The organism is Rhizobium indigoferae (assembly GCF_034554815.1).
Classification (GTDB): domain Bacteria; phylum Pseudomonadota; class Alphaproteobacteria; order Rhizobiales; family Rhizobiaceae; genus Rhizobium; species Rhizobium leguminosarum.
Genome location: NZ_CP140637.1, coordinates 827659 through 852796 on the forward strand (window position 1 = coordinate 827659; position 25138 = coordinate 852796).

The 25138-nt window shown below is 59.6% G+C and carries 25 protein-coding genes and 6 pseudogenes; 18 read left to right on the top strand and 13 right to left on the bottom strand.

Annotated features, from left to right (window positions below; all coding sequences use genetic code 11):
* Nucleotides 1–11: 11 nt before the first annotated feature.
* From U5G49_RS30300 to U5G49_RS30320, 5 genes and pseudogenes are all read right to left on the bottom strand, one after another.
* Complete coding sequence (locus tag U5G49_RS30300) at nucleotides 12–425, bottom strand: hypothetical protein (protein WP_193446660.1); 414 nt, start codon at nucleotides 423–425, stop codon at nucleotides 12–14.
* Nucleotides 422–691, bottom strand: a complete 270-nt coding sequence (locus U5G49_RS30305) for a type II toxin-antitoxin system prevent-host-death family antitoxin (protein ID WP_018245177.1) — start codon at nucleotides 689–691, stop codon at nucleotides 422–424. Before U5G49_RS30305 ends, U5G49_RS30300 begins: the two co-directional genes overlap by 4 nt.
* A 125-nt stretch (nucleotides 692–816) precedes the next feature.
* Nucleotides 817–1268 (bottom strand): annotated as a pseudogene (locus U5G49_RS30310) (hypothetical protein); the annotation flags it as partial.
* A gap of 245 nt (nucleotides 1269–1513) precedes the next feature.
* Nucleotides 1514–1672, bottom strand: a complete 159-nt coding sequence (locus U5G49_RS30315) for a hypothetical protein (RefSeq protein ID WP_193446659.1) — start codon at nucleotides 1670–1672, stop codon at nucleotides 1514–1516.
* Nucleotides 1673–1988: 316 nt separating this feature from the next.
* The gene (locus U5G49_RS30320) at nucleotides 1989–2312 is read right to left on the bottom strand and encodes a DUF736 domain-containing protein (protein WP_193446658.1); all 324 of its coding nucleotides are present in this window, start codon (nucleotides 2310–2312) and stop codon (nucleotides 1989–1991) included.
* Between the two features lie 635 nt (nucleotides 2313–2947).
* On the opposite strand from U5G49_RS30320, the pseudogene U5G49_RS30325 reads away from it, so the two are divergent.
* From U5G49_RS30325 to U5G49_RS30335, 3 genes and pseudogenes are all read left to right on the top strand, one after another.
* Nucleotides 2948–3231 (top strand): annotated as a pseudogene (locus U5G49_RS30325) (WGR domain-containing protein).
* Nucleotides 3232–3460: 229 nt separating this feature from the next.
* Nucleotides 3461–3943 (top strand): type II RES/Xre toxin-antitoxin system antitoxin, encoded by a 483-nt coding sequence (gene parS / locus U5G49_RS30330; RefSeq protein WP_018245181.1) that lies wholly within the window; start codon nucleotides 3461–3463, stop codon nucleotides 3941–3943.
* A complete protein-coding gene (locus tag U5G49_RS30335) occupies nucleotides 3940–4446 on the top strand; it encodes an RES family NAD+ phosphorylase (protein ID WP_131599312.1) in 507 nt (168 codons plus the stop codon). Before parS ends, U5G49_RS30335 begins: the two co-directional genes overlap by 4 nt.
* Nucleotides 4447–4487: 41 nt before the next feature.
* On the opposite strand, the pseudogene U5G49_RS30340 reads toward U5G49_RS30335, so the two are convergent.
* A pseudogene (locus U5G49_RS30340) lies at nucleotides 4488–4730 on the bottom strand (hypothetical protein); the annotation flags it as partial.
* A gap of 123 nt (nucleotides 4731–4853) precedes the next feature.
* Between U5G49_RS30340 and U5G49_RS30345 the strand changes: the two are divergent.
* The gene (locus tag U5G49_RS30345) at nucleotides 4854–6044 is read left to right on the top strand and encodes a DUF1173 domain-containing protein (protein ID WP_193446663.1); all 1191 of its coding nucleotides are present in this window, start codon (nucleotides 4854–4856) and stop codon (nucleotides 6042–6044) included.
* 177 nt (nucleotides 6045–6221) lie between these two features.
* On the opposite strand, the gene U5G49_RS30350 is transcribed toward U5G49_RS30345, so the two are convergent.
* Nucleotides 6222–7142: an ArdC family protein gene (locus tag U5G49_RS30350; RefSeq protein WP_193446657.1), complete on the bottom strand. Its 921-nt coding sequence runs from the start codon at nucleotides 7140–7142 to the stop codon at nucleotides 6222–6224.
* A gap of 205 nt (nucleotides 7143–7347) precedes the next feature.
* On the opposite strand from U5G49_RS30350, the gene U5G49_RS30355 reads away from it, so the two are divergent.
* Together U5G49_RS30355 and U5G49_RS30360 are read left to right on the top strand one after the other, a co-directional pair.
* Complete coding sequence (locus U5G49_RS30355) at nucleotides 7348–7485, top strand: hypothetical protein (RefSeq protein ID WP_193443590.1); 138 nt, start codon at nucleotides 7348–7350, stop codon at nucleotides 7483–7485.
* 131 nt (nucleotides 7486–7616) lie between these two features.
* Nucleotides 7617–8028, top strand: a pseudogene (locus tag U5G49_RS30360) (IS6 family transposase); the annotation flags it as partial.
* 123 nt (nucleotides 8029–8151) lie between these two features.
* Here the strand turns inward: U5G49_RS30360 and U5G49_RS37335 are convergent.
* Nucleotides 8152–8261 (bottom strand): annotated as a pseudogene (locus U5G49_RS37335) (DUF4105 domain-containing protein); the annotation flags it as partial.
* Nucleotides 8262–8427: 166 nt separating this feature from the next.
* On the opposite strand from U5G49_RS37335, the gene U5G49_RS30365 reads away from it, so the two are divergent.
* From U5G49_RS30365 to U5G49_RS30380, 4 genes and pseudogenes are all read left to right on the top strand, one after another.
* Nucleotides 8428–9612, top strand: coding sequence for an MFS transporter (locus U5G49_RS30365; RefSeq protein ID WP_193443585.1), 1185 nt, complete (start codon nucleotides 8428–8430; stop codon nucleotides 9610–9612).
* 110 nt (nucleotides 9613–9722) lie between these two features.
* Nucleotides 9723–9925 (top strand): annotated as a pseudogene (locus U5G49_RS30370) (IS66 family transposase zinc-finger binding domain-containing protein); the annotation flags it as partial.
* A 385-nt stretch (nucleotides 9926–10310) separates the two neighbouring features.
* On the top strand, nucleotides 10311–10919 hold the full coding sequence (locus tag U5G49_RS30375; RefSeq protein ID WP_018245189.1) for a J domain-containing protein: 609 nt from the start codon (nucleotides 10311–10313) through the stop codon (nucleotides 10917–10919).
* A gap of 300 nt (nucleotides 10920–11219) precedes the next feature.
* The gene (locus tag U5G49_RS30380; protein ID WP_193443583.1) at nucleotides 11220–12425 is read left to right on the top strand and encodes an MFS transporter; all 1206 of its coding nucleotides are present in this window, start codon (nucleotides 11220–11222) and stop codon (nucleotides 12423–12425) included.
* Between the two features lie 108 nt (nucleotides 12426–12533).
* Here the strand turns inward: U5G49_RS30380 and ligD are convergent, their stop codons facing one another.
* Complete coding sequence (gene ligD, locus U5G49_RS30385) at nucleotides 12534–15179, bottom strand: DNA ligase D (protein ID WP_193443581.1); 2646 nt, start codon at nucleotides 15177–15179, stop codon at nucleotides 12534–12536.
* A 143-nt stretch (nucleotides 15180–15322) separates the two neighbouring features.
* Entirely contained in the window at nucleotides 15323–15634 is a 312-nt protein-coding gene (locus tag U5G49_RS30390; RefSeq protein WP_193443579.1) for a DUF982 domain-containing protein, read from the bottom strand.
* 424 nt (nucleotides 15635–16058) lie between these two features.
* Here U5G49_RS30390 and U5G49_RS30395 point away from each other — a divergent pair, with 424 nt between their 5' ends.
* The 3 genes from U5G49_RS30395 (at nucleotide 16059) to U5G49_RS30405 (ending at nucleotide 18203) form a co-directional block, all read left to right on the top strand.
* A complete protein-coding gene (locus U5G49_RS30395; RefSeq protein WP_018446989.1) occupies nucleotides 16059–16544 on the top strand; it encodes an Hsp20 family protein in 486 nt (161 codons plus the stop codon).
* Nucleotides 16545–16602: 58 nt separating this feature from the next.
* A complete protein-coding gene (locus U5G49_RS30400) occupies nucleotides 16603–17109 on the top strand; it encodes an Hsp20/alpha crystallin family protein (RefSeq protein WP_113544150.1) in 507 nt (168 codons plus the stop codon).
* 272 nt (nucleotides 17110–17381) lie between these two features.
* Nucleotides 17382–18203 carry a DUF1206 domain-containing protein gene (locus U5G49_RS30405; protein WP_113544152.1) on the top strand — a complete coding sequence of 274 codons (822 nt, stop codon included), beginning with the start codon at nucleotides 17382–17384 and terminating at the stop codon, nucleotides 18201–18203.
* A 2-nt stretch (nucleotides 18204–18205) separates the two neighbouring features.
* On the opposite strand, the gene lov is transcribed toward U5G49_RS30405, so the two are convergent.
* Nucleotides 18206–19264 carry a blue-light-activated histidine kinase gene (lov, locus tag U5G49_RS30410; RefSeq protein WP_113544149.1) on the bottom strand — a complete coding sequence of 353 codons (1059 nt, stop codon included), beginning with the start codon at nucleotides 19262–19264 and terminating at the stop codon, nucleotides 18206–18208.
* 206 nt (nucleotides 19265–19470) lie between these two features.
* Between lov and U5G49_RS30415 the strand changes: the two genes are divergently transcribed.
* The 3 genes from U5G49_RS30415 (at nucleotide 19471) to U5G49_RS30425 (ending at nucleotide 22187) form a co-directional block, all read left to right on the top strand.
* Nucleotides 19471–20496, top strand: a complete 1026-nt coding sequence (locus U5G49_RS30415; RefSeq protein ID WP_130729827.1) for a sensor histidine kinase — start codon at nucleotides 19471–19473, stop codon at nucleotides 20494–20496.
* 590 nt (nucleotides 20497–21086) lie between these two features.
* Entirely contained in the window at nucleotides 21087–21374 is a 288-nt protein-coding gene (locus U5G49_RS30420; protein WP_284200448.1) for a hypothetical protein, read from the top strand.
* A gap of 144 nt (nucleotides 21375–21518) precedes the next feature.
* On the top strand, nucleotides 21519–22187 hold the full coding sequence (locus U5G49_RS30425) for a hypothetical protein (RefSeq protein ID WP_130729939.1): 669 nt from the start codon (nucleotides 21519–21521) through the stop codon (nucleotides 22185–22187).
* Nucleotides 22188–22310: 123 nt separating this feature from the next.
* On the opposite strand, the gene U5G49_RS30430 is transcribed toward U5G49_RS30425, so the two are convergent.
* On the bottom strand, nucleotides 22311–22766 hold the full coding sequence (locus U5G49_RS30430) for an NUDIX hydrolase (protein ID WP_193445291.1): 456 nt from the start codon (nucleotides 22764–22766) through the stop codon (nucleotides 22311–22313).
* Nucleotides 22767–22906: 140 nt separating this feature from the next.
* On the opposite strand from U5G49_RS30430, the gene U5G49_RS30435 reads away from it, so the two are divergent.
* Nucleotides 22907–24352 (top strand): CYTH and CHAD domain-containing protein, encoded by a 1446-nt coding sequence (locus U5G49_RS30435; protein WP_246289198.1) that lies wholly within the window; start codon nucleotides 22907–22909, stop codon nucleotides 24350–24352.
* Nucleotides 24353–24435: 83 nt separating this feature from the next.
* Entirely contained in the window at nucleotides 24436–24891 is a 456-nt protein-coding gene (locus U5G49_RS30440; RefSeq protein ID WP_018444443.1) for an NUDIX hydrolase, read from the top strand.
* Between the two features lie 90 nt (nucleotides 24892–24981).
* On the opposite strand, the gene U5G49_RS30445 is transcribed toward U5G49_RS30440, so the two are convergent.
* Nucleotides 24982–25113: a DUF3606 domain-containing protein gene (locus U5G49_RS30445; RefSeq protein ID WP_018245207.1), complete on the bottom strand. Its 132-nt coding sequence runs from the start codon at nucleotides 25111–25113 to the stop codon at nucleotides 24982–24984.
* Between the last annotated feature and the right edge of the window lie 25 nt (nucleotides 25114–25138).

A 25138-nucleotide genomic window follows, 5' to 3' on the forward strand; every position in this document is an offset into this window, starting at 1 on the left:
TCAGGGCCTGCTCAGCGGAATCGGCTGACCTCCGTGGCCGACTTGCGGCGACGGATGAATTCACGCAGCAGCGGCAGGAAGAAGGCCTTGCTGAAGCGGCCGGTTGGCGGCTCAGGCTCCAGATAGTATGAGTTTCCGACGATGTCGGTATTGAACTCATCGAAGATAATCCAGAGCCTGCGATCGGCATCGAGGCCAGCGCGGCGCTTTTCGATAGCCGGCACTTCCACGGCAAGCCGCGACGCCTCCGGCTGCTTGGTGGTAACGGGAAAGAAGAGAACCAGATCACCATCGGGCCGCGGCATTCTCACGCCGACGGCTACCGGCCGCTCCTTGCGTCCTTCCGTCTCTCCACGCCCAGCCTCTCTCGCCCACAGATAAGGATAGCGTATGACGCTTGCGGTCTGGATCAACTCGTAGTTCATGAGCGGCCTGCCTCGTCCTCGCCTGCGTATGCCTCGACGGCGTTTTCGAACTCGGCAACCAGTTCATCAGGCATCGTTTCGATGGTCCCCACGGTACGCCGGTCCGACTGCTTCATCAGCCGTTGGTAGTCTTCGATATTGAGGAGGACCAGTCGGGGCTTATTCCGCTGGGTGATGGTCACTGGATGACGTAGAGCCTCGGCGATGATGTCGCCAGACTTACGGGAGAGGTCGCTGGTTGAATAGGAACCGCTTGACTTAGGCATATGGGTTTCCTTTGGGTCTCTTAGTTGCTGTATTTGTTGCAACATACAGCATTTACAACAATGTTGCAAATTTGCTGTTGACGAGTTGCGGCCTTGCCTAGGAGGGAATTGCGGCGTCCAGCAGTGCGCACCGCATGAACGGGGATGCCAGTTCCCAGGGTGATGTCCTAAATAATCGACCGAATTCTTCGTCGGTCAACCTAACCAACGTCGGAAGCCGGATCTCGACTCCACCCTCATCCGCCGTTAAAACGTTGATCCAGTCGCCGCCGTTGATGCGGTACTCATGTGTGTCGAAATCAATTTCTAGCTCGTCCAGCAAATTGATGGTGAAACGCCCGAAAATCTCGTTCTCGCCCTGCATCTGATATTCGGCGAATTCATCCTCTCCGGTGAGAAACCTTCGTTCCAATGCCATCACCATCAGGATCCGAGCGATTGCAGCGTCGAGCCCTTCAATCAGGCGATCATGAAGTTCTTGAGAGAAACCGCTGTTGTAGCCGAAGCGGTTTGCGACGACGACAAGCCCAAAACCGGCAAGCTTGGCGTAGGGCATGAGGTTCTGATCGGTTATCATAATGTGATCTCCTTCTTGATGACGAAGATCGGCCACTCCCTTGCAAAGGGGGGAGACCGTGCCGTCCTTGACGCCGGATTTGCTGGAGTAAAATTGGACGTCAGAGAGAGAAGAGACCCGCGACCCCAAAGGGGTTGCGACCGTTTCTGGCGTCAGCCGGCGGGGATCTCGAGGGGAACCCTCACAGGCGGACGGGCCGGTCGATCCGGGCTGGCTGCCTCGGTGTACAGTGAGAAAGAGCCGCCTTACGGCAACTCCTCTCCGGTCTGTTTTGCAAGATCGGCGCGCGCGGCTTCCAGCTCCGCCTCGATGCGGCGACGCTCCTCAGCGGTCGGCGCTTCCCTGGCTTCAAGGCGCAGTTCCTCGATGGTGCATTCGATGTTGAAGGCGTTTTCGTTCGTCATCGTCATCTCCTTGTTGACGTGAAAGATGACGCCGGCGGTCGTGAGGATCGGGTCGGGTCAAGGTTCGGATCAGCGACCGGCGGAGCCGGCGCGCGGAGGTGCCGATTTTGTAGGAGCGCCGTGCAACGCTGCGGAGGCAAAATTGGAGGGGCCGCGCGACCTTGAGGCGGCACGGTCCTCATGGCAGACTTGGCGAACTGAGCAGACAATCCACGTTTCGTTTGGCACCGAATACAGGCGGTGGGCAAAGCCGACCGCCTCAGGAGCCGCCACTGCGAAAGCCGGCCCCGATCGCTCGAGGCCGGCTGCTGGTCGTTCAGTTCGGGTTGTTCCAGAGGATAACCTTGCGGTTCGGCTCGCCGCCGGGGGCTTGTGCGAGATTGCCGAAGATTACGCCGATCTCCGGGGCCTCCAGTTTGACCGAGAGGTATTCCTCGCCGGTCAGGCGAGCGATGCGGTTCCAGCCCGCGCCGATCTCGAAGCCGGTCTTACGGTGGATGATGCGGTAGTCGGGTGCTTCATCGTTCGCCTTGCGGGCGTTCGGGACGATGGCGATCGGGGCGTTGACCCGGATGGTGGCGAAGATGCCTTCAAGGCTGCCGTCACTCTTCTGCGTCAGGGTTGCTATCGTGGTGGCCATGGTATTGTCTCCTTCGGTTGCTCGGGACCATTCCCGATGGCGCCCGAAGAAGGGGCCGAGCCGCAGGCGTCACCGGAGCGCCAGCGCAGGGGAACCCCTTGCGGGTTGACGGTGATGGCGGCCGATCCCTTAGAAAGGCGACATGGAGAACGGGAATGGTCTCACGCAACCGAAGGGCGGGACAAACCATCACGTCAGCCCGGGTCGCGGCTCTACAAGAGGGCTAGGAGCTCTTAGAGTTCCTCGCCGCCATTCTACGTAAAGCTCTCATCCCGCTCCTAATCACCGCAAGCGAGAGGCGCGCGCCAACTGCCCAATGGTACGTTGCCAGTCGGTGAGATCGGCGCGGGCTGGAACCGCAGCGCTTCCTGCTGGCCGCAGGGCATGCCGGGTGGAGTTGTTAGCTCGAGGGGTCGAACACGTGATCCTTCGTCGACTTGCCCCGGTCCCGGTTGACGCATCCGACAGTATTCCATCGGGAGATCCAACCGTCAGCGCCCGGCCACACCGAGCGACTAGGGCCGGCTTCGTCGAGCGTTCTGCGCCGTCCTAAACGCGCCAACACATCACAAAACGGAATCCATCGGCTGCAAAGGATTCAAAACTCTCGTTGGACAGGATCGGTCCCCACGGGAATGATCCCCGGCATGAGCCGAATGTCGTTCCACCTCTACTGCCAGCGCATTGATGCCAGCCGCGACATGGCGCGCTATTACATGCTCGCGATCCAGCCTACCTTGTTCGGCGAAACCGCGGTCGAGCGCAGCTGGGACGGATCGGCAGACGTGGCGGCGAGAGGACCGACGTGTTCGAGACCGAACGGGAAGCCATCGCGCATTTTCTCGAACTTGCGCGCCGGAAACGTCGGAAGGGCTATAGGCCGGACCGAGGCTGCGATGCCATCGGGAATCTGATCTGATCGCGCGATGCATATCCGCGCGTTCGCGTCTTAGAGCAGCGCGGTAGCCGCCCGCGCAAAGGATCGTCACGCCTTCAGGCGCGAACACTGCACCGCAGGCTTCGTGAAGCCGGCTCGCCCGGCGCAATAGAGCCCGGTCCGGCGAAAACGCCGGATGCGCCCCTCGGCCCTTGAAATTGATGGCGACACATGACATGTAAGGAACGACAGATGACGCAGGAGATAGATCATGGCCATCGCCGCAAAAGCACCTTCCTCCGGAGCAGGCGGTGAACTGCAAAAAATTGAAGCACTGCTCGGCGGCTCGCGCATTCTGTCGCGTCGCCTGACCAATGCGCTCGACGCGCATGAGTTGCTTCTGCATGGTCTGCCTGCCTCGGCGCTGGATTACCTTGTCGGCAATCTCGTTGTCATCGCCAAGAATGAGTCCCTCGAAAAGGCGGTGGGCATGAGCTTGCGCACCTGGCAGCGGCGGAAGGACACGCCTTCCAAGCCGCTCAGCCAGGAACAGAGCGGCCGCGCTTGGAAGTTTGCTGAGATCCTCGCAAAGGCAACGGATATCTTCGGATCGCAGGCAGAAGCCGAACAATGGCTGGAGCGTCCCGCGGTCGCGCTTGATCAGCGCCGCCCGATCGATCTTCTCGGGACGCCCGCCGGCGTCGAGCTTGTCGAGGATCATCTCGACCGCCTGGAATACGGCGTCTATGCATGACTCTTTTGCCAATCGCGCTCGGCGGGACCGAACTGGTCGCGTGGCGGCTCGATCAGGTTGTCCATGCGCCGACATGGGATAGCGGGGAAGGCGCCTATCGGGTTGGCGGCCGCTGGAACAGCAAGGGGATTCACGCGGTGTACTGCTCGCTCGATCCCGCGACGGCGATCCTTGAAGTTGCGGTCCACAAGGGGTTCCGGGCGCTCGACACCGTGGCACATGTGATGACGGCAGCTGTCATTGCCGATGCCGGCGATGTCCATGTTGTCGATCCGGGAAGCGTGCCCAATCCCAACTGGCTGCGCCCGGGCATTCCCGGCGCGGGACAACAAGCCTTCGGAAACGATCTGCTTCGACAGCATCGTTTCGTCGCGATCCCGAGCGCGGTCTCGCCGCATAGCTGGAACCTGATTTTTCTGGCAGGCGGCGCGGCGGGCGCCTATGCGCTGAAGTTCCAGGATGCTTTTGCTCTCGATACACGATTGCATCCACCCACGATATGAACGAGCCCGATTGCGTCGCCGCAACCTGCGACGCGATCTCATTACCATCCGGCTTTCCCCCGCACGAAGGAAAGCGCTCGCGCGCCATCCTCCGCGGCTTGCCAGACCGGGATTCCGAGCCGGCGGTCCTTGTCGGCGCGATTGCCTGTGATGCCGGAGCCGGGAAAGATGATAACGCCGGTCGGCGTGACCGAGAGCATCTCGTCACTACGACGAAAAGGAGCGGCCTTGGCGTGCTTCGGCCCAGCAGGCGGCGACGCGCTCAGGCCCTTCGGCGAGCCACCCTTGCGCTTCAAGGCCCGCAGCCTCATCTCCAATTTACTGACTGTTTTAAGGTAGTATGAAACTGGAGTCCGTGCTACATTTTCGCACCCGGCTCGGCTCAGCAAAAAGTGATTGAGGGCGATGTGCGAAAGTTTCTGATCGGCGAACAGGCGTTCGATGAAGACGCTCCGGAGCTTCGGGCTCGCCTCGAACAGGCTTACACGCACAACGTCCGGCCACTTTGCCAATGCAAAGACCCGCCGCTCCCTATGTACATCGCGCGCGTCGACGGTCTCCATGTCATCAAGCGCATGCCGCTTTCGGGGCATCGTCATCACCCCACCTGCCCTTCCTATGAGCCGCCCTACGAGCTATCGGGCCTTGGATCCTTGATCGGCAGCGCGATCCATATCGACGCAAATGGGAAAGCCGCCCTGAGGCTCGATTTTCCTCTGACAAAGAAAAATGTTCGAAACACGCCAGCGCTCTCAACGCACGCGTCTGAAGCCGCGCTCCGCAACGAGACGAAGAAGCTCTCGTTGCGCGCCGTCCTGCATTATCTCTGGGAGGCAGGGGAACTTACGGAATGGCGCGCGTCGTGGACCGGCAAGCGCGGCTGGAGCCGGGTGCGGGCAAGTCTTCTCAACGCCGCCTTGCAGATGACCGCGCAAGGGGACCCGTTAAGTGACATCCTGTTCGTGCCTGAAGTGTTTCATCAGGAGGACCGCGAGGGAATAGCGGCGCGGCGGGCGGCTGCGCTTGCTGGTGCCTACGCCTCCCGCCCGGGGCCCCGGAAGCTGATGGTGACCGTGGCGGAGGTCAAGGAGTTCGCCGCAGCCCGCGTTAGCCGGAAAATCGTCGTCCGCCACCTCCCCTTCCCCTTCATAATCGAGGAAGGTACGTGGAAGCGGTTGGGTGCCAGATACGAGACGGATCTCGAGCTCTGGCGATCGAGCGAAGACTTCCATCTTATCATGATTGCGACCTTCGGGATATCAGACACCGGGATCGCATCCATCGAGGAGATCGCCATGATGGTGGTCAACGAGAACTGGATTCCGTTCGAGAGCGTCCATGAGCAACATCTCCTGGAACGGCTTTCAAGGCTGAAGCGAAAGAGCGTGAAAGGCTTGCGTTTCAATCTCTCCCGCGAGCAACCGGTCGTTTCTGTAACCCTGCCGGAACAACGCCCGGCTCCCGTTGCAATGTTCATCGTGCCTCCCGGCGCCAGCGAAGATTTCGAGAATGCGCTGGCTGAGATGATCGACACAATACCGGAAATCACACCCTGGATCTGGCACGTCACGGAGGGGGAAATGCCGAGGCTCCCCTGAAGCGAAAAGTCTTGTTTTGCCTATGCTGACGAGGGGATTTGATCATCAGGCATATGCTCCACACCGACGGCACGGAGGATCGACGGTCTAGTGCCCTAGGCAGAGGGCCCCGCACCGCGCTCGCGAGGCTTTCGGCGCTACAGTGGTCCCCGTCTGCATGGTTGAGGAAGAGACGGCTCACGCCGCCGCCTCCTCGTCGAACTCCGGCTGCAAGGAATGCAGGTAGTCGACGGCCCGCTGCGCATGCGCTGCCGCGGAAAAGATGGCGCGCTTGTCGTTGCCAAGAACCTTAAGCCAGCCATCGAGATAGCTTGCGTGGTCGGGGCGTGGTTCGAGCTCGGGGACGATGCCAAGATCGGCGCAGAGAAACGAGCTGCCGAGTTCGGCAATCAGTTCTTCGCGGGCGCGTTCGCTCCTGTCTTTTGCGTAGCGGCTGAGATCACGATCAAGCCGTCGCGGTGCCCCGGTCCAGTGCGTCATCTCGTGACTGAGGACGGCGACATAGGCGGCATCGTCCCTGAAGGCATCCAAGCATGGCATCTGGATGTAATCACGAATGGCAGCATAATAGGCAGCCGATCCGCCATGCCGGATGAGTGCGCCGGTATTGGCAAAGAAGCGGCCGGCATCGCCGATCCGGCTCATCGGATCGTGGACAGGTGCGATCTCATGAAAGCGGCCAGGAAGACCGGCGATCTGATCGGCGTTGAACACGGTGTAGGTCTTGAGAAATGGAATATCGTGTTCGATCTCCGTGCCTGTCTCGGTCGTCTCGGTGCGGATGAACGAACTGGCAAAGACTACGGTCGTGCCGGTTTCGCCCTTGCGGACGGCGCCGCCGAGTTCGATTGCCTGGCGAAACGTCATCCAGCGTGATGAGGCAAAGCCGCGGGCGATGGTTTCGGACCAGAGGAGCAGGACATTGATCCCGGTATAGGGTTGGCCATTGTGGCGCAGTGGCCGGCTGACCTCACTTGCCGCCTGTCCCGTCGTCCAGGGCCTGGTCCATGGCCGCACACCCTGTTCGAGATCGGCGATGATCTTGGTGGTGATGCGGCTGTAGATATCGGATCGTTGATTGGATGGTTGCCTGCTCATGTCTGAACCTCCGTTTCGAGGTCGCGGCCATCGCGACCTGCTACGGCGGTCCGAAAGCCGGGCGGCAAGTGCTGCCTGCACCCGCAGGGCCGCAACGCAGTGGAGGACGGCAAAGCCGTTGCCGGCGGCGCGAGCCTGGCAGGACCAGAGCCGGGGCAGGACGCGATGACTGCAATCTTAGTAGGAGGTTTTGACGGAGGCGGAAGTGGCAGATCAGCGAGTCGGCATCACGTCGCTCATATCGCCGATGAACCGCAGCGCAGATCGCTTGCTGGCCGGCCGCGCCAATGACCGGGCGATATCGGCGATGTCATCGCGCGAGGCAGTCGGCATTAGCTGCTAGGAAGCCGCCGTGACCGGGGTCCGCGCCTGTGCCAGTGGTCTGGACTTTCATCTTAGCGACGAGGCATTCTGCGCACTGTTTTCGCCCGCGGCGGCCGGTCGGCTACCAGTCATTCAAGATCAAGGTCGGTCATCCCGCCCTCAGGCGAGGGGCCGATCGGAATCGTGGCCCGCGCTGTTTGGCTCTACTTCCGCTTCAATCTGAGCCTGCGCGATGTCGAGGAAATGATGCTCGATTGCGGGATCGTCGTTTCGCATGAGACCATTCGCCGATGGTGCCGAAAGAACGGCCATTATGGGCGCCGCACACGCCATAAGGCGTCGACTGAAGACGATGTCTGGTATCTCGATGAAGTCGTGGTGCGCGTCAATGGCCAGAAATGCTGTGGAGAGCGTTTGATCAGGATGGATATGTGCTCGATGAGATCGTGCAGTCCGCCGCAACACCAAGGCGGCCAAGCGCCTGCTGGCGCGACGCCTGAAGAAGCAGGGCATGCTGCCAAAGCGTATGATCACCAACAAATTGCGCTCCTACGGGGCGGCCCTATGACCTTACGAAGTAAGCAACGCACTTAGCGTCGATGTTCCTCCCCTTGAACCAACGCGAACACACAGTCGCTATCGGGACCAGGGATCAATCACTTTCAACCCTGTGGCCGCGAGGGCCGTTTGCGTCGGAGACGTACTCGCGCAGAACAAGCCTCTCAGCCGCCGGCGAAGCCCTCAGGCGGTAGATCTGGACGTCCTCACCGCAAAATTGGAGCGGAGACCGATCACAACGGCACGCGGACCTCACCGCGGCTAGGCAAATCGCGCCGGTCTCTAATCACCTTCTCCGAGGCGTTCCGTGAGAAACAAGTTTCGATCTTTGGCCCTGTGAGATAGACATCACAAATCCAAAAGCGCGCGTTCGGCTTCGAGCGTCGATACCCGGAGTTGCATCATGAAAATCGCGCCGCAACAGCGGATCTATGTCTGCTTCTTTCTCTTCGCCGTATCACTTGGGGCACTGCTGTCGAGGATGCCGGATTTGCAGGTTGCGCTTGGCGTCGACAAGTCAGAGCTTGGGTTGACGTTGATAGGGGCTGCGATCGGCGCCTTGATTTCGTTGACATTGTCTTCGCCCTTGATCGCCCGGCTCGGCGCGCGGACGACGGCATTCATTACCGTTCTCGGCACGTCTGCGTTGCTGTCGCTGGTGCCGTGGATCGGTGCGGCGCCGGTCGTGTTCTGTGTGCTCTTCGTCGAGGGGCTGCTCGCCGGGGCGCTGGAGATCAATCTCAACGTCGAGATCGACCGCATTGAAGCGCAGCTGGGACGCGGCGTGATGAACAGGGCGCATGGCTTCTGGAGCCTCGGCTTCTTCGTGACGGCGCTTATCTCCTCAGTCGTCCGCCAAGCCGGTATTTCGATGCAACTCCATCTCGCCATGACCTTTGCCGCGGTGCTTGTGCTCGGCATGTGGGCGATTTCCGGCATGCGCAATGCGCCGGCGCGGATCGCGTTGAACGAAGGCAAGGTGCCGCTGGTAGCGCTTCCCACCTGGGGCCTCATGCCGCTCTGCGTAATCGGCATCGCGGCCTTTCTCGTCGAAGGTGCCGGGATCGACTGGTCGGCGATCTACATGCGCGACGTGTTTTCAGCCGAGCCCTTCATCGGCGGACTGGGATTGACACTCTTTACCTTTTGCATGGCGCTGGCGCGCCTGTTCGTCGATCCACTGGTCGATCGGTTTGGCGCGCGGGCCGTCGCCACGATGCTGCTTGTTCTTTCGGCGATCGGCATCTGCGCCGTCTGGGGCGCGCCGCATGCCTATGTCGCGCTGACGGGCTTTGCCCTGATGGGCGCAGGCTGCAGCGCGGTCTATCCTCTAGCCGTCTCGGCGGCGGCCCAGCGCACTGATCGCGCGGCCCATCTCAACGTCGCCGCCCTTGGCCAGATGACCTTCGTCGTCTTCTTCCTGGCGCCGCCGCTGCTCGGTTTCATTGCCGAACATGCGGGCATCAGGACATCCTATCTCGTCTGCCTTCCGTTGATCATCTACGCGCTCTTTTCGGTCAAGGTGCTTGCTACGCGCCGGGCTGCCGGCGACGTCAGCGTTGCGAGCGTTCGGAGGGTCAACGGGTGACGGATCGAGCTGCCGGTTTCGGCGGCTCGATTGGTTCAGCGAAAAGCATAGGCGAGCACGCCGTAGCGGCGTGCTCGGTGCTCCCTTGACGTGTATACGTTTGATGTCCGTCCGAGCGGCTGGATGTCATCCCGGCGCAGTTCCGCGTGATCGTCACCCGTCGCTCCTATACGCCTGCCGTGTCTGGATCGATGGTATTGTTCAGGCTCAGGCTCCAGCACGATTGATCCAGGCTGGATTGCCAACGGAGACGACCATCGCACATGTCCTAGTGTCCAGGCACGCCGACCCGCTCTATCGGCGAGCCCAGATCAAGGGGCAGCCAAGGCATCGATCTCAAGCTCTTGATTAGCAAGGTGCTGCCAAATGACCTGTGTGGGCATCGCCCAGCTACCACCGTGAAGATGTGGATCGCGCTCCGAACCTCGTCATGTCTCGAGCTGCTAGGCGCCACCTCAATGAGACTTCGCAGCTATTGGAAAAGGCGAAAATCGAGACGCTCATCGCGCTTCAGACATTGAGGGGGTTGGGACGAGGATGGAGTGCGCGAGGCAACTGAGCGCCGGTGACGGGCAAGGAGTAAAGAGCCGGAGCAGGAACCACCTGTCCCGACTATCGGCGCGCCTCCATCGTCATCTTTCTGAAATCTCGTGGATGGTTTGCTTGCCGGCTCGATGAAGACCGCCATATAACGCGCGATGACGTTTGATTCGAAGATTTTCGTCGGCCTGAGGCCAACGAGCAAAAAATCGGCTCCGCTCCGCGAGCCTTACCAGTCGAAATGCCAGTGGGACGGTTGCGAAAGCGGCGGCACCAATCGTGCGCCCGTCGGGCGAGATGCGGAGGGATTATACCTGGTGTTCTGCGCGCAACATGCGAGGGAATACAATAAGGGATATAATTTCGCGAGCAATCTGTCTGATCCAGTGACGGCCCGCTATCAGAGGGAAGCAGCAAACGGCAGCCGTAAGACGTGGGGGACCCGCGTTGATCAGGCGACCGAGATGCCGCTTCCTTCCACCGTTCGCTCCGGTACGGCGAAAACCCTTAACGCTCGCAAGATTGCTGCTCAACATCAAACAACGAAAGCTGATCTTCAGCGACGTAAGCTCAAGGTATTGGAAGCAAAAGCCTTCGAAACGCTCGGCCTTTCGCAGGACGCGACGTCTGAGGAGATTAGACGACGCTACAAGCAGATGCTGAAGATGCACCATCCAGATGCTAACCGAGGAGATCGAAACTCCGAAGATGAACTCCGGGCGGCAATCGACGCCCATAAGATTCTCAAGTTGAACGGGTTCTGCTAGGCGGGAGGTCTCGTCGCGGCCAGATGGGAGGGCCTGCCGAAGCATGTTGCGACTGCCTTGATGGCCGCTCGAACATTAGCCTCTGCGATTTGCAAGCCAGGCTGGATGGCCGCCTTGCACCAGACGCGGTCACGACCATGCCCGGGCGCGCCCAAGACTATTGGCGCGCTCGATGCCGGGCACCCGAAGCGCAGCAATATCGGCAACAGGCGTCGCAGGCCCGACAGTCCACCGGCTGCCCATGCTAGATGATCATCGTGTCGAGCGGGGGAACGCGGTTGCCAACAAAGGCCGATCATCATGACTAGCGTGCGAATCCCGAGTAACGTTCTCGTCGCCGTCATGATCGCCTGCGTCGGCACGTGTTACGGCTTTGGCCTCAGCCTGTTTCCCCAGATCATCCCCGACATGCGGAAAGATCTTGCCTTCGACTATGCGTTCGTCGGCACTGTCACCGGCCTAGTCCAGTTTTCCACGGTGGCATTTGCCGTGCTCGGCACCTGGCTCGTCCATCGCATCGGTGCAGCGCGGACGGTGGTGGCGTCCGTGTCGCTCTGCGGGCTTTGCCTGTCGGGCATCCCCATCATCGACAATCTCTATGTTGTTGCCGGGCTGCTGATGGTCGCCGGCGCAACGGGCGCATCGACCTTCGTGCCGATGATTAATCTCGCCTCGCGGGTGGTGGGATCTGAACAGCGCGGCTTTGCCATGAGCCTGATCTCCAGCGCGCCGGCCTTTGGCGTCCTCATCAACAGCGCACTCGTGGCCGCATATGCCGGAAGCGGCCACTGGCAGATGGTCTGGTACCTCACGGGCGCGGCCACGATCACACTGGCCATTGTCACCCACATTCTCTTCGGGCGGGCCGGCCTCTTCGACAGCGGGACAAGTCACGAAACGCGCGCGCCTACTGCCGGCAGTTCAGCAAGCCTGCGCTCCATCATGCCATGGGTGGCGCTGATCTTCGCTCTCGGCTTCATCAACGGCCTGATGCCATATCCCTATCTCACCTATCTCTCGCCGTTCCTGCGCGAGGAACTCGGCTATTCCGTCGGCTTTGCCTCATGGCTCTGGGCAACGATCGGGGCGGTGGGGATCAGCGCAGGCTTCGCCATTGGCACAATATCGTCGCGCCTCGGAGCGCGCCATGCCATGCTCGCTTGTTACTCAAGCTTCCTCGCCGCCGGCGCCCTCGTCGTCCTCGATCCCTCCATGGAACTCTCGCTCCTGTCAGGCATCTTCTTTTCGCTGGGTTTTTATCCGATCTATGGCCTGCTGCCGGCCTACGTCTCACATCGCGCCACGCCCCGCGTCGCGGTGACTGTCTTAGGCATCTGCACCGTGTTCCAAGGCATCGGCGGCACCACAGGGAACTTCTTTGGCGCCGTGATCAAGACATCGACCCAGAGTTTCAGCGGCATCTATCTCGCCGTTGCAGTTGCGGCCGCCGTCGCGGCGGCGATGACGATTTTGCTGCCGAAGGACCAGAGTGTGCAGGCCGAGTAGCGTCTGCCGATGCTGCCGCTGTCGGGCACAAGGGCTATTATATGTTAGCATCTTCGCCGCAATCGCCGCCTGATTTTGCCGGTCAGGCCTTTTCGAAGAGCGGCGAGATCATACGGCAACTCGCCCCTTGCCGAGATGCTTGATCGCTTGTTCCAGTGGCCGCCGGCCATCGCAATAATCGTCCCAGGCCGATGATTTCGAGAGGATGGTCGGGACGGTGCGGATGGTGAAGCGCTTCGGGTCGAGATCCGATTTGACCTGTGTCCATGTCAACGGCATCGAGACGGTGGCACCCGGCCGGGCACGGGGCGACAAAGGTGCCACTGCCGTCGCCATCCGGTCATTGCGCAGATAATCGAGGAAGATCCGGCCATCCCTCAGGCTCTTCGTCATCTTGATCAGATAGAGCTCGGGATTGTCTCGTGCCATCTGCTGGCACACATCGTGGGCAAAAGCCTTCGCTTGCGCCCACGAAAGCGGCTTGCGCTTGTTGACCGCAAGCGGAGTGACAACGTGCAGACCCTTGCCGCCAGTCGTCTTGCAAAAACTGACCAGGCCCAACTCGTCGAGACGGTCCCGCATTTCCCGAGCTGCCGAAACGACCGCGGAGAATGGCACGTCCGGACCTGGATCAAGGTCGAAGACGAGTCGGCCCGGCACCTCAGGCTGATGCGGTTCACAATTCCAGGGATGCAGCTCGACGCCACCGATCTGCGCGACGGCAGCAAGGCCTTCGACGCGGTCGATCTGCAAATAAGGCTTTTTGTCGCCGAAGACCTTCACCAGTTCAAGCAGGTTGGAGGTGCCGGGCATCGCATGGCGCTGGAAAAACTGCTCGCCATCGATGCCGTCGGGCGTCCGGATGATGGAACATGGCCGTCCCTTGATGTGCTCGATCAGCCAGGAACCGACCATTTCGTAGTAGCGGGCCAGTTCCTCCTTGGTGACGGGTTTGCCATCATTGGCATCCGGCCATAGCGGCTTGTCCGGGTTGGAAATCGTCACGCCCATGACCTCAGCCTTGGCGCCCTTTCGCCGGACCGGCATGGCCTTCGTCTCCGCCACCGGCTGCGGCACGTCTGTCTGCGCGGGTTTCGCCGGCCGTTCGGCCTTGACCTCCTTGGCCGGCTTGTCCGTGCGCAGCCCTTTGAAGGCCGCCTGCCGGACAATACCGTCGGCCGTCCAGCCTGCGAATTCGATTTCCGCCACGAGCTCGGGCTTCAGCCACGTGACCTCGGCCTCCTTCTTCGGCGCGCCGATGCCGGTGAAGGGCGATTTCGCCGTCTCGAGCGATTTCAACTTCGGAAGCAGCGTTTCCACTTTCTTTACGCCATATCCCGTGCCGACGCGGCCGACATAGACGAGGTGGTCGCCGTGATAGACGCCGACCAGCAGGGATCGGAATTTCCCGTTGGTCTTGGCATAGGCGCCGATCACCACCTCGTGGCCGGCGCGGCATTTCGACTTCGTCCAGCTTTCGGTGCGCCCGGATTGATAGGGTGCATCGGCCTCTTTCGAGACGATGCCTTCCAGTGAGAGCTTGCAGGCAGACCGGAGAACTGCATCACCGCCCGTTTCGAAATGCTCGACGAAACGGATGCGCAGATCGCTGCCGGCGTCGGACAGAAGGCTTTGAAGCCGCGCCTTGCGCTCGACGAGCGGCAGAGATCGCACGTCCTCGCCGCCCTCATAGAGAAGGTCGAATGCGAAATAGACGAGTTCGCCGGTCTTGCCTTCCGAAAGGGCCGCCTGCAGGGCCGCGAAATCAGGAACGCCATTATCGTCGAGGGCGCAGATCTCGCCGTCGATGATCGCATCGGGCAGTGTCGATGCCGCCTCGGCGATCTCGGGATATTTTGTCGTCCAGTCGAGCCCTTTCCTGGTCTTCAGCGTCGCCTCCCCGTCCAGCACGCGCATCTGGATACGGTAGCCGTCGAACTTGATCTCGTGAATCCAGCCGGTGCCGGCGGGCGGACGCTCCAGGGTCTGGCAGAGTTGTGGCGCAATGAAATCCGGTAGATCAACCTTTGTGGCCGTTTTCGACTTCCGACCAGCTCCAGTGTCTTCTTTTCGCTCTTCGGCAGCCAGTCCGTGATTGCTGTCCCAGACGGCATCGGCTTGAACGTCGCCGCCCTCGACCATGAAGGGCTTGGGCTTTCGTCCCTTGCCGGCGGCAATCATTTCCATGGTACGGCCAGAGGCAACTGATGTCTGGTTTTCCTCAAGTGTGGCCGCGCCGTTTTCCTCGACCGAGAATTCGTCGTGGTGCTTGATCAGCAGCCAGTTTGTCCGGCTGCCACGGTCGCGGTCGTTGCGCATGCGCACCAGCACGAAGCTGCCATGCAGGCGTTTGCCTTCCAGCGTGAATTTGAAATCGCCTTTCGCCAGCGCCTGCTCCGGGCTCTTCTTTCCTTCCGGCTCCCAATAACCGCGATCCCAGAGCATGACAGTGCCGCCGCCATACTGGCCTTTCGGAATGGTGCCTTCGAAATCACCGTAGTCCAGCGGGTGATCTTCCACTTCGACGGCCAGCCGCTTGTCGTGCGGATCGAGGGACGGGCCTTTGGTGACAGCCCAAGACTTGAAGACGCCGTCGAGTTCGAGGCGCAAATCGTAATGCAGTCGGGTCGCGTCGTGCTTCTGGATGACGAAACGACGACGGTTGCTGCGCGCGAGGCGCTTTTCGCCGCTCGGTTCGGCCGTTTTTTGAAAGTCGCGCTTCGATCGATAAGTCGACAGTTTATCGCTGGCCATGGTCGTTCCCGAAAGCAGTCCCGACAGCGAAATGCCGGCTGGCACTCGGAAGTTCCATCACGGCGTTCGTCCAGCCAAATAACGGGAAAAGCGGCGCTTATGCTAGACCTCGCCTCATCGGAGGCGAGGTCATCGATTCTCCGTTAATTGGCAACGAGACGCGCTGGCCGAGCCGGATGCGTGGTCGGCTTTCTCTTCCACGGGGCCAGAACGGATGGCATGCCCGCTTCGAGGCAGGCCGCCACGAAGGCCTCGCGCGCGACGATGCTGGGAATGCTGCCGTTGAGGAGGCCACGACACGTTTTCACTGCGCGTTGATGGCGCTCACCATGACGCAGCGGCCATTCGTTCTCGAGAAAATCCAAGGCGTCGTATGCGCCTGCGAAGATGCGCTCCAAACCGCACTGCAGCCGGATTCTCACCGGCTCGGTCCATAGAACATCGTTCAGCGGCATCTTTTCCTCCTTTCATGCCACCAATGGTCCTGATGAAAATGATATTGTGGGGGGTAGCCGATCGTTCAAGGCCCGTCAGACAAATCCCCTTGGTGATCAACGGGCCGTTCACCATTGCGCCCTGCGCCAAACGTCTAAGGCCGTCACACGCTCAAGGACGGCGCGCCTGTTGGCGTGACTATGAGAGCGCCTTTTCAACAATCGGCCTCAGAAAATGCCGTTCAGAAAACGGTAGGTCATCAATGGTGCATCCAATTTTAGCACTCTAGTGTCCAGAGTGCCAATTTTTGTCTGGGGTGCTCTTGAACCCTGAAAACTCCGCAACCAAATCAGTTTCGTCAGCCGCCACTAACGGGGCTGAATTGGTGGAGACGCAAGTTTCCAATGCGTCTTCATTCCATGTTGCTTTACGGAGGATATGGCTATGAGAAACGAATTCGACTTCGCCCCTCTTTACCGGTCCAGCATCGGCTTTGACCGCGTTTTCAACCTCCTCAACAATGCGCAGCGGGTTCAAGCTGTCGACACTTGGCCGCCTTACAATATTGTCAAGGCGGGCGACGACGACTACCGCATCGTCATTGCTGTCGCGGGTTTCGGCGAGGAGGATCTTTCGATCACGCATGAGCGAAACGTGCTCATTATTGCTGGTGAGAAAACCGATAAGGAGGACGCGCAATATCTGCATCACGGCATCGCGGGCCGGTCGTTCGAGCGGCGCTTCGAGCTCGCCGACCATGTCAAGGTGTCTGGGGCAAGCCTGAAAAACGGTCTTCTGTCGGTCGAGTTGAAATTGGAGATCCCCGAAGAGATGAAGCCGCGGCGCATTCCCATCGGCGCCAGCGAAGCCCAGCAGGTTGAAAAGCAGACTGCACCGCTTCAGATCGAAGGCGGAAAGCAGGTTGCATAATCGAACCAGATGACGGCCGGCGCCGGACTTGCCGGCGCGGCCAGACATGGAGGTACAGATGAGTGTTCGTGATCTGATTTCGCGGGGCCGCGGCAAGAGTCCGGTTCCGACCGACTATGCAGGCAGAGATCATAATCCGTTCTTGGCGCTTCATCGCGAGATGAACAGGCTGTTTGATGATGTCTTCCGTGGCTTCGAGCATCGGTTCCCGGCCAGCGGTTCTGGCTTCATGTTTGAAAGCTCCTGGCCGAAGATCGAAGTCTCGGAAACCGAGAAGGAAATCCGCGTCACCGCTGATATTCCCGGCATGGACGAGAAAGACGTTGAAGTCTTGCTCGACAACGGCGTCTTGACCATCCGGGGTGAAAAGCTTGCCGAAAGCGACGACAAAGACCGGCAGTTCTCCGAGCGGTTCTATGGCCGCTTCGAACGCCGTCTTTCCTTAAACAGCGAGGTAGAGGAAGACAAAATTTCGGCCTCCTTCAGGAATGGCGTTTTGACTATCACTCTGCCGCGCTCGGGGTCGGAACAATCGACTGCTAAGCGCATCACGATCAATAGCTAAAAGAGAGATGTGTTTGGGGTGATGCGCGTTGTTTGGCAGCAGTGGCATGCGATTGTCAGACCCTGCTGCCAATCTCGCTGTATTGGCAGCGAGGTTGCCACATGATGGCAACGCTTCGGTATTGTCGCATTCAAATGGTCGTCGCCCACCTGTAGCGTTCCGTCACTAGGATATGGCCCCGCCGTTCTGTGGGTGCATCGTTGCCGGTCTCCAGCAAACTTTCAGCGAGTTGGCGCGTTGAATATGGCGCGCTGAAACCGACGGGAGCTCTGATGACCAAGGGAAATCGATTTGATGTGCTCGCCAAAGGCGGCTATGCGGCGCGCGGCGTTGTCTTTCTCCTTGTGGCCGGGCTTGCTCTCTTCTCCGGCGTGGCCGGTGGCCGGCCCGAAACGAAATCCGCGCTTTCAGCACTCCTTGGGCAGCCGCTCGGTCGCGTATGGGTCGGATTGATCGGGCTCGGCCTTCTAGGATTTGTTGCCTGGAGGTTAGCGCAGTCCCTGGCAGACAGCGACGGCCATGGTAGGAACGGAAAGGCATTGGCGATCCGATCCGCGCTCTTTGGCAGCGCCATCACCTATCTCGGGCTTGCCGCATATGCGCTAGGGAACGCACTTTTCCTGGGAGGAGGTAGCGAAGCTTCTGGTGAGAAGGATCTGGCAGGATGGATCATGTCGCAGCCCTTTGGATCCTACTTTGCGATCGCGGTCGGCGCCGGCTTCATCATCGGCGGCGTCGTGACGGCCGTGAAGGGCATCACCAGGAGGTTCGAGCGCCACCTTCAGATACCTGATCACAAGGGTATCGTGACGTTGGTATGCGTCTATGGCCTTGTCGCCCGCGGCGTGGTGTTTGCGGCTACCGGAGTACTTTTCGCCTATGCAGGTTTCAGGGTAGATCCTGGGCAAGCCGGTAGCATGGGCGACGCCCTGGAATGGCTGCGGCAGCTTCCGCTAGGATCGTTTCTGTATGTCGCCGTCGCCGTTGGATTGGCGGCTTTCGGACTCTATAATCTTGTCGAGGCACGGTACCGCATCGTTCGGAGCCCATCGTTGGCGGACGCTAAGCGTTCGATCTCGATGGCAGGTTCTTGACATCAGTGTTCCGGTGCCAAGGTGCCGTCATAGGTCGAGCCTGCCGATGGGATCTCAATGTCTATAAGCAGCCCATCCTCCGACCAAGTTTTCTCAATTCGCCCTTTAAGCTGCCTTTCGACCATTGCGCCGACAATCACCGTGCCAAAACCTCGTTTGGCGAATGTAGGCAGAGGGCGCGAGCCCACCTCCTGCCACCGGATATTAAAGCCTGCTCCGGACGGTTTGGGCTTCCAACTGATTGAAAGTCTGCCTCGCGCAGCGGCGAGCGCACCGTGCTGGGCTGCGTTGACAGCGAGTTCATGGAACACGAGCGCAAGGGGCTGGACGACCGGCCCATCCATTCTGATATCCGGCCCGGCAAAAAAAGCGCGGGTGGCCGCGAACGGCGTCACCTGTTGACGAATAAGCTCCTCTACAGAAATGCTTGTCCATCTTCGTTCAGCAAGCAAGGTATGGGCACGGGCGAGCGCCTGCACCCGATGCTGAATAGCGGCGGCATAAAGGGCCGGGTCATCGGCGTTGCTCAGGCGGACGATGCTGTCGACGATCGCCAGGACGTTGTTGGATCGGTGGTCGACTTCCATCAGCAGGCGATGCTCGGAGGCCTCCAGTGCCTCGATCCGCCGGTACTCCGTCATGTCGATTTGAGAGCCAAAGAAATACAGGATCCTTCCGTCATCCCCATGGACGGGACTTAGATGCAAGCGGTTCCAGAATTGCTCACCGCTCTTCTTATAATTGAGGATCTCGACGCTGACCTCACGCTCGCCGGCGATAGCCGCACGAATTTCGGCGACGGCAATCGGAGACGTCGCGGGACCCTGCAGGAAACGACAGTTGCGCCCCAGCACTTCAGGCGCCGCATAACCTGTCAGTTCGAGGAATGCCTTGTTTGCGAGCACGATCGGAAGATCCGGCTTTCGCCCATCGGTCACGACCATCGGCATCCGGGTGCGTTCAAATGCGATCGCTGCCAACTCCTTCCGATCGGCGGAAGCTGCTTTTGACGATGCGGAAGGCAAATCCCCGTGGAGTTGTTCTCTCGAATGGCCTGTCATGCTTCCACGCTCACTAAGACGTCGCTTGATAACGTGGCTCACGTATCTTTGTTTCCGAGAAGGTTGTGTGGCTTTAGCGATCGCTCCTCCGGGACTTGCCCGACAACGTGTCACGGCTGCGGCCTTTGCCAACGCGACGGCGTCCGGTATAAAATCAGGATGAGGCCTTTCAGCCTTGCAGGCCTTGAAAGGTTCGCGCGCACAATATGATCATGAAACCCTTTTCCAGTTCCAGCCGCTCCCGAGAGCGCTTTCTCGAAGCCATTCTGCAGAGCGCGATCGAGTATGCGATCATCTCCATGGATCTCGATGGCCTGGTGACTACGTGGAATGAGGGTGCGCGACGGATCCTCGGATGGGACGAGGCTGAGATTATCGGCAAGCCCGCAGCCGTCATTTTCACGCAGGAAGACCTGCAGGCGGGGATTCTCCAACGGGAGATGACCGCCGCTTTAGCGGAAGGCCATGGCAACGATGAACGCTGGCACGTTCGCAAGGACGGATCGTTGTTCTGGGCGTCGGGTCAGATGATGGCGCTGACGTCGGATGATGGCGAAGTCGAGGGCTTTGTGAAGATTCTGAGAGATCGCACCGAGCAGAGAGAAAACGAGGAGCGACAGCGCGTCCTGATGCACGAACTCTCTCACCGCATGAAAAACACGCTGGCCGTCGTTCAGGCTATCACCAGTCAATCCTTTCGAAACGCCAGCTCTCTGGAGGAAGCGGAACAATCGATCTCGGCGCGGATCAATGCTTACTCGAAAGCACACGATATTTTGCTGCAGCAAAATTGGTTGGGCGCGACCATGGGAACGATTGTCGAGGCTACCGCGATTAATCTCGGACTTGAGACGTCAGGACGTTTCAAAGCAAGCGGTCCCGACGTTGAGTTGAGTCCACAGGCGGCCCTTTGTTTCTCCCTCGTGCTGCACGAACTCGTCACCAACGCCAATAAGTATGGTGCGCTTTCGGAGGATACAGGGACTGTTGAAATCGAGTGGTCGGTACGCGACAAGGCGGGCGCCCCGAGCCTGAACTTCACTTGGCAGGAGGTTGGAGGTCCGGCGGTGGAAACTCCAACCAAGAAGGGGTTCGGCACTCGGCTCGTCAGCTCCAGCCTGTCCGCTTTCGGGGAGGTCTCTCTTGATTACGCCCCGACCGGGCTCATCCTGAGGCTGGATGCGCCACTTCAGAAGCTGCAATATAAGAACTGTTCCGACGCCGAGGAATAGTTTGATTGCGACGCTAGGATGGCCGGCGCTCGATGAATCAAAGACATCGATGATGTCATCGCGAGACGTTTGGATCTTCCTTGTTCCAGGCAACAAGCGAACCCGATCCTAAAGTCGGTTCACGACGGTCTGGCAGTTGCTAAGGTTTGTCGCCAGGCTCGCCGTTTGGGTTGGGCACCGGTGCCTCTCTTGTATCTCGAGCCGGGTGTTTGTGATCGTCAGGCTCCGGTGGCACTTCCTCACGGGAGGGCGATTGACCGGGGGTTCTTTAGGATCGCCCCCCTTTACCCGGGGCATCATTCCTTTTGGACTTGGCCAGTTCCTCCATAACGGTACGAACCGACTTGCGAGATCGAAAGTTCCGAGACCGACAGACTGCCGTGGCCAGAGCATATGGTCCATCTGCAGCACAGCCACCGGCCATTCGCCAGCATGACGCTTGATGAACGCCTAAGGCGAAGGGGATGCAGGTGGATCAGCGCCAATGCGTGACGTAAGCGCCGGCTGCAAATGGCGGCGCCTACCGCAGATGCGTAGTGTGGAACCGGAATTCTGTTCAGGTGTTCCTCTCAATCAGCAGGGAGCTTCCAATGACATACGTCGCATCACCAAGCTACGACCGTAACGACCCCAGTCGCGCTTCGAACCTCCGTCAGTGCCTGGAGACCGCCAGACGCCGCCTCGATGAGACTTCGCATGCGTCGGAAACCGAGAAAATCGAGACGCTTGTGGCTTCCGCCATCGAGGCGGGTTGGGAAGACGATGAAGTGCGCGACGCACTTAGCCCCGGTGACGAGCAACAAAACAAAATGCGGCAACAGGAACCACCTGTCCCAACTATCGGTGTGGTTCCCTCGCAAAGGGGGCATACGGACTAAACCTTGAATATACTCTCTCGAGATCTCATCTTTCGGGAGAGCATTCCTAATCGCTTTCAAGCGAGGCACACTGCAACAGCCGGTACTGATTCCGTCCTGCGTGCGACCGATGCAAATCGCTTCTCGAACTCTACGAGGTAAGTGTTGACGCAGTTCTTCGAAACAACTCAAGGCATCATGCTAGTCGGAGCGATGATTGGGGCTGGCTGTTTCGCCGCCGGCACGATCATACCGAGCGTGCTGCGGTGGACGGCTGCCGAACGCGGTCTGAACCCAAAAGCCAAAGCGCGCAGCGCGGCGATGCTGACAGCTCTGGCATTAGACGATTTTGTCGGCGCCGCATACGCTGCCGTTCACGATACGCCTGAATTCAACCCAGTCAACGAAGGCGAGTTCGTCTTCCACACAGCGGATCCGGTTCTTGTCCTCCCACGGGCTGAAGACTTGAGCCTCCTCGGCGACGAGCTCTTCCACGAGGCTTTATGGTTATCGAACCGGGTGACGAACCTTGGGAACGCGTTGGATAACCTTGATCTCTCCGGCCCAGGCTTCGACAGTTTTTTCGAGCGGCGCCAGGAGGGCTATGCGGTGATCGCGGCGAAGGCGATGGACCTCATCGAGCGACTGCTTGCCGATTTTGATCTCAGTCTTCCGGAAAAACCTGACTACTACAGGCAACGCGATGGATTTGCCTCGGTCGTACAAGCTGCTGGCGAACGCAGCAACGGCATCAAGAAGACGGCAGCGAGGGTTCCGACCCCTGGTTCCAATGTCACTCATCTCTTCCCGAAGACAGGTGAAGAGGGCGAGTAGCGTCCCGTCCGGGCGCAAGGCGCCCAGCGGACGACGGGACCGTTGACCATCACGAAGTCCTGTGTCGCATCTCTCCCGATCTGGCGGCTTGACGGTGTCGTTCGGATCATCGACGCTCGGTAGTCAGAGGTTAATGGACCTGATGCTTGAGAGTAGCAGCAGCAAGCCCGGCTGCGCCGCTTCCCGCAACGCGGTCTCCAAGGGGAACCACCGTGTCTTTCGGACACCCTTCTCCGGAAACTTGTCCGCGATCCTCGAGACCTTAAGAAGATGGACGGCCACGTGGTATTGGTTGGGACTCGTGTCCTTCCGATAAGAAAACGTACCGAACACGGTCTTGTCGACCACGCCTGATACCCCGGCCTCCTCGAACGCCTCTCTCAGCGCCGCGGCGCTGCTGACCTCACCACCTTCGACGTGCCCCTTCGGAATGCCCCATCGACCGTTCCGTCGGCTGCCTACAAAAAGGATTTCAACTCCACCGTTTTCGTTCCGACGGTAGCAGAGAGCACCAGCCTGCGCGACATCGCGACCAGACACCGTTTTCGTAAGTTCTGTCTGGGCGCTTTCGTTGAGCATCGTCCGCCTCCGGTTTCGAAGCCCGCGCAAACTAGCTGGGCAACGTTGAAGAGTCCAGTTTGCTTCATCACGTCGTGACGCGACCGAACTATGGCAGGACCTCCAGCGTTGATGAGCATCCAATCAGAATGGAGCCTGCCTTGCCATCAGAAATCGAAATCAAGCTCGACCTCTCTAGCGAAGCCCTTGAGAGCCTTTTGGGTTCCGATCTTCTCGGAGAGCCCCACGAGGCGCTGCAGCAGTCTTCGACCTACTTCGAGACGGACGATCGTCGGCTGTCGGAGAAGGGATTCTCTCTGCGTGTCCGCTCTACCGGCGCGTCCCACGTTCAGACTGTGAAGGCATCCGGGCCGGCGAAATCACTGTTTGTTCGTTCAGAATGGGAGATGTCCATTGAAGGCAATGAACCCGTCCTCGACCATACGAGCCCTCTCATAAGCGAGTTCGGACCGGAACTTGAGGTGGAAGCCGCTTTCACCGTATTCATTGAGCGTCGCGTCTGGAACATCGAGTTGAACGGCTCTCGGCTGGAGGTGGTCGTCGATCGGGGAGACGTAGTGTCTGGCAACAGGCGCTCGCCTGTTCAGGAAATCGAGGTTGAACTGAAGGACGGCGATCCGAAGGACCTATTCATCTTCATTCGCAAGATCGACGCGATCGCGTCGTTCCGATTCGGCATTCAGTCCAAGTCAGAACGGGGCCTCGCGCTTCTGGACAGGCAGCAATTCATGTTCAAGGCAGAGCGCCTCGATCTCGAACGAAACATCAAGGCGTCTAGCGCCTTTCGAGAGATCGCCGCGTCCTGCTTTCGGCAGTTCCGTCTCAACGAAGAAATCCTTCTCCAGCGACGAAATTCGGAAGCCCTTCATCAGGCGCGAGTAGCTCTGCGGCGTCTCCGCTCTGCGTTCTCTCTGTTCAGGCCGCTCCTGATGGGCGACGAGCCGAAAAGGATCCAAGAGGAGCTTCGCTGGCTCGCTGGCGTCCTCGGCGAAGCACGTAATCTCGACGTCCTGATGAAAGCGAAGGACTCCGATCTTCGGGCCAAGCTCAAGGATGCCCGCAACAAGGCATACGGCGACGCTGTCGAGGCTCTGGGGTCGGCGCGAGCGCGCGCGCTCATTATCGATTTCAACGAGTGGCTTCAATGTGACCTCGATCGCACTGGCGGCAGCGCAACTTCCGAGGACACATCGGCCTCGGAGTTTGCCGCGAGGGCCATCGAGAAGATGCGTAAGAAGCTGAAAAAGCATGGCAGTGCGTTGGCTGAGACCGACGACGAGCATCGTCACCAGGTTCGCAAGGACGCTAAAAAGCTTCGCTACGCGGCCGAGTTCTTCGGATCGCTGTTCGACGACAAGCGCGGCACGCGCCGGCACCGGAAATTCATCGCAGCGATGGAGGAGCTGCAGGACTATCTTGGAGCACTGAACGATCTGGCAACCGGACCGAAGGTGCTCGCGCAGCATGGACTGGCCAACCACCCTGCTCGAGATTCTGTCGTTTCTCACGATGACAAGAATGCGTTGATCCGCATGGCGCAGTCCTCAGTAGATGAGGTCATCGACACGAAGCGCTTCTGGCGCTGACATGAGGACGCCATGAACCTCAAGCGAAGGAACCTCAGCCTATCCGGCACGGTCGAGAACGTCGATGAACATGAGCAGACACGATGAATGACATTGACGTCTATCCGAAGCCGATCCAGCAATATGGTGCATTGTGTTTCCGAAACACACCCAAGGGGCCAAAGGTGCTTCTTATCACGACGCGGGAGACGAGACGTTGGATGATCCCGAAGGGCTGGCCGATATCAGGTCTTAAGCCGCGCAAGGTGGCGGAACGTGAAGCCTGGGAGGAAGCTGGCGTGATCGGAAGGGCGAAGAAGAAGCCCTTCGGCGAGTTCTTCTATGACAAACTTATGCAGGACGGAAGTGGAGCGCGACCAGTCGTTGCCGTCTTCCTACTGGAGGTCCGCCGTAACCGAAAGCGCTTTCCAGAGATGGCCGAGCGAGACTCCGTGTGGTTGACGCCAATGGAGGCCGCCCGCCGCGTAGACGAACCGGAGCTTGAGCGCCTACTGCTCAAGTTTGGACGGATGTTCAAGCGTGCGGGACGACTCCTCTAGCTCGATCGGTCGCGGACATATTATCGATGTGGGGAATTCCCGTTCCGCCTTTCGTCAGCGACGAGTTCCTCTTGGAATGTGAACTCGCCTCTACTTCTCCAGGTTAGCTTCGACCTTCTTGCGGCTGTTGCCGACTTTTTTGACAGTCTCCCTGACCTTCGACTTCGAGACCCGTTCCTTTTCCGCCTCATACTGGACCTCGTGATCCTGTCCTCCCGCCACACGGGCTCGATCTTGCGCGCGGCCT

Excerpts from the sequence above, each read along its gene's own strand:
- U5G49_RS30300 (WP_193446660.1), bottom strand. The coding sequence starts at position 425 with ATGAACTACGAGTTGATCCAGACCGCAAGCGTCATACGCTATCCTTAT.
- U5G49_RS30390 (WP_193443579.1), bottom strand. The coding sequence starts at position 15,634 with ATGCCGCTGAACGATGTTCTATGGACCGAGCCGGTGAGAATCCGGCTG.
- U5G49_RS30405 (WP_113544152.1), top strand. The coding sequence starts at position 17,382 with ATGACCAAGGGAAATCGATTTGATGTGCTCGCCAAAGGCGGCTATGCG.
- U5G49_RS30305 (WP_018245177.1), bottom strand. The coding sequence starts at position 691 with ATGCCTAAGTCAAGCGGTTCCTATTCAACCAGCGACCTCTCCCGTAAG.
- U5G49_RS30415 (WP_130729827.1), top strand. The coding sequence starts at position 19,471 with ATGATCATGAAACCCTTTTCCAGTTCCAGCCGCTCCCGAGAGCGCTTT.
- U5G49_RS30375 (WP_018245189.1), top strand. The coding sequence starts at position 10,311 with ATGACGTTTGATTCGAAGATTTTCGTCGGCCTGAGGCCAACGAGCAAA.
- U5G49_RS30420 (WP_284200448.1), top strand. The coding sequence starts at position 21,087 with ATGACATACGTCGCATCACCAAGCTACGACCGTAACGACCCCAGTCGC.
- U5G49_RS30315 (WP_193446659.1), bottom strand. The coding sequence starts at position 1,672 with ATGACGAACGAAAACGCCTTCAACATCGAATGCACCATCGAGGAACTG.
- U5G49_RS30430 (WP_193445291.1), bottom strand. The coding sequence starts at position 22,766 with ATGCTCAACGAAAGCGCCCAGACAGAACTTACGAAAACGGTGTCTGGT.
- ligD (WP_193443581.1), bottom strand. The coding sequence starts at position 15,179 with ATGGCCAGCGATAAACTGTCGACTTATCGATCGAAGCGCGACTTTCAA.
- U5G49_RS30335 (WP_131599312.1), top strand. The coding sequence starts at position 3,940 with ATGACTCTTTTGCCAATCGCGCTCGGCGGGACCGAACTGGTCGCGTGG.
- U5G49_RS30395 (WP_018446989.1), top strand. The coding sequence starts at position 16,059 with ATGAGAAACGAATTCGACTTCGCCCCTCTTTACCGGTCCAGCATCGGC.
- U5G49_RS30320 (WP_193446658.1), bottom strand. The coding sequence starts at position 2,312 with ATGGCCACCACGATAGCAACCCTGACGCAGAAGAGTGACGGCAGCCTT.
- U5G49_RS30350 (WP_193446657.1), bottom strand. The coding sequence starts at position 7,142 with ATGAGCAGGCAACCATCCAATCAACGATCCGATATCTACAGCCGCATC.
- lov (WP_113544149.1), bottom strand. The coding sequence starts at position 19,264 with ATGACAGGCCATTCGAGAGAACAACTCCACGGGGATTTGCCTTCCGCA.
- U5G49_RS30380 (WP_193443583.1), top strand. The coding sequence starts at position 11,220 with ATGACTAGCGTGCGAATCCCGAGTAACGTTCTCGTCGCCGTCATGATC.
- U5G49_RS30400 (WP_113544150.1), top strand. The coding sequence starts at position 16,603 with ATGAGTGTTCGTGATCTGATTTCGCGGGGCCGCGGCAAGAGTCCGGTT.
- U5G49_RS30365 (WP_193443585.1), top strand. The coding sequence starts at position 8,428 with ATGAAAATCGCGCCGCAACAGCGGATCTATGTCTGCTTCTTTCTCTTC.
- parS (WP_018245181.1), top strand. The coding sequence starts at position 3,461 with ATGGCCATCGCCGCAAAAGCACCTTCCTCCGGAGCAGGCGGTGAACTG.
- U5G49_RS30440 (WP_018444443.1), top strand. The coding sequence starts at position 24,436 with ATGAATGACATTGACGTCTATCCGAAGCCGATCCAGCAATATGGTGCA.